The following is a 272-nucleotide window of genomic DNA, read 5'->3' as shown; positions in this document are numbered from 1 at the left end:
GACACCGAACATGCCAACGACAGCATCAGCCCGATCTTCGACAAGGAGAAGGAGCAGAACCGTCTGAAGGAAATCGGGATGATCAGCGATATCGGCGGTCAGGTGGCGGATATCGCGCGGACGCAGGGGGAATTGAATGCGCTGAAGGCTGCGCAGGATAAATACGGGCCTGTTCCTGCGGATGCGACGGAAGAACAGCGGCAGGCATATCTGGCAAAACTGCGTGATACGCCGGAATACAAAAAGGAACAGGAAAAGTATGGCACCGGCAG

Annotated in this window: 1 pseudogene; it reads left to right on the top strand. The window is 55.9% G+C overall.

The features are described from left to right. A pseudogene (locus PGR23_RS24480) lies at positions 1–272 on the top strand (VENN motif pre-toxin domain-containing protein); the annotation flags it as partial.

It is taken from the genome of Klebsiella sp. 141162 (assembly GCF_050600755.1).
GTDB lineage: Bacteria > Pseudomonadota > Gammaproteobacteria > Enterobacterales > Enterobacteriaceae > Klebsiella > Klebsiella aerogenes.
Note: the sequence above shows the minus strand (reverse complement) of the source record. Positions and strands in the feature narration are given on the sequence as shown.